Source organism: Microcoleus sp. BR0-C5 (genome assembly GCF_036705045.1).
In the GTDB taxonomy this organism is placed as follows: domain Bacteria; phylum Cyanobacteriota; class Cyanobacteriia; order Cyanobacteriales; family Microcoleaceae; genus Microcoleus.
In genome coordinates this window covers 1-1,486 of record NZ_JAUBTR010000198.1, presented here as the reverse complement: position 1 = coordinate 1,486, position 1,486 = coordinate 1, and the positions used below count along the sequence as shown (strand labels likewise).

Annotated in this window: 1 pseudogene; it reads right to left on the bottom strand. The window is 45.0% G+C overall.

Annotated elements, in window-relative coordinates:
• Nucleotides 1–32: 32 nt before the first annotated feature.
• Nucleotides 33–1,392 (bottom strand): annotated as a pseudogene (locus tag QUB08_RS32290) (IS4 family transposase).
• Nucleotides 1,393–1,486 lie beyond the last annotated feature (94 nt).

Sequence of the window (1,486 nt, the reverse complement as noted above, 5' to 3'; positions counted from 1 at the left end):
CAATGTCACTGAAAAAGTCTCGATCGCAAGGCCTATTTACCTTTTAAGATAGAGCGAGGTTCCTGCATTCGAGGATACGGCTTTGGCCTGTGTTTCAACACCCGAGGTTCGGAACGCTCAGGTCGTATCGTGAGTAAATTAGTTGCCACCTGCGACAACAGAAATTGATGCCATTGGATCTGTTGGCGCTTTCCTGTAGTTGCCAACAGCGTCAATAACTGATTAAACTGCTGCCTTGTTGATTGGAAGGAGATTTGAAAAGCTGTATGTTCTGATGAAGATACTGACTGCCACATAATGGTACGTAATAAAGTGTAAGCCAATAAGTGTATCCAGATTTCCTTTCTGACCATTGCCGGAGTTTTAGCTGTTAACATCTCCATTTTCAAAGTTGTTTTAAGATGACGGAGACTGACTTCAGCAGCAGACCACCGCAGCCCGTATAACTGAGTTAATTTGTGAACAGTGTAGCGTTGGGCGTCCAGTAACGTTGTGACTACAATAATACGCTCGTCTCGGAAGCCACGGTGTTGAATTCGCAAGCAGACTTCCCGAACAATGAAATTAGATGGTAATTCCTCGAATTCCTCATTACTCATGTGTTTGGGACACTGTTGAGGCTGATTCCAAACTACTTGATGGTCGCCAATTCCCAACTTATTGCCCCGCCCTTAAGTCAGTTTTACGGAGATGATTTTTCCGAAAAACAGCGTCGGCTCCCTGCTGTTTTACCAAAACTAAATCGACATAATTGCCGTAAGCTCGTTCGGCTAATATCACATCGTCGGGAACTAAATTCGCATATAACAGGCGACTCATTATAATCTCACTCATCGTCAATGAAGCAATACCTGCCGATACGACTGCACCTGTGAGCAATGAAAAGAGCACTACCACTTTGGCGATGGGAAATCCACACCCAGTTTTTTGATTGCTGTGTTGCGGATACTCAGCTTGATTGGCTGCTGTATCACTCATCAACACGGTTGTGCCGTCTAGTACCCGCACCTGTCGTCCACACCATTGCTGTAGGCGAGGAACTTGCTTTTCTAGTGCCTCTGCCACTACAGGTACTAACTGTTGGACAAGTCTTTCAGGTAGTCGTTGACGAGCTTTACTGTATGCCCCAGTGTCTGAAGAAGGAGGCACCACTCCAGCACCACTGGGCCTGGTACTCATCCGTTTTACTGCTTGACTCAAACTTTTGTCTGGATCTAGTACCTGAGATATCATCGCCCATAAGGTAACTATCGGCGTATAGACGCTGTTGTAGTATCTGAGATTCTCCTTCGCCAGAAGCTCTTTGACTGTAGAGTCTGGTAGCAATTCTTTCCAGGGTAAGGCAACACTCTGTAAAAATTGTTGCTTGAGTATAGACGCACGATTGGGCATACTAGAGAGAGATATTTTGGTTTGTAAGGCAATTATCTATGCAGAGCTTGCCTTACAGATTTTTTTTTGCTCACTTTTTCAGTGCCATTGGACT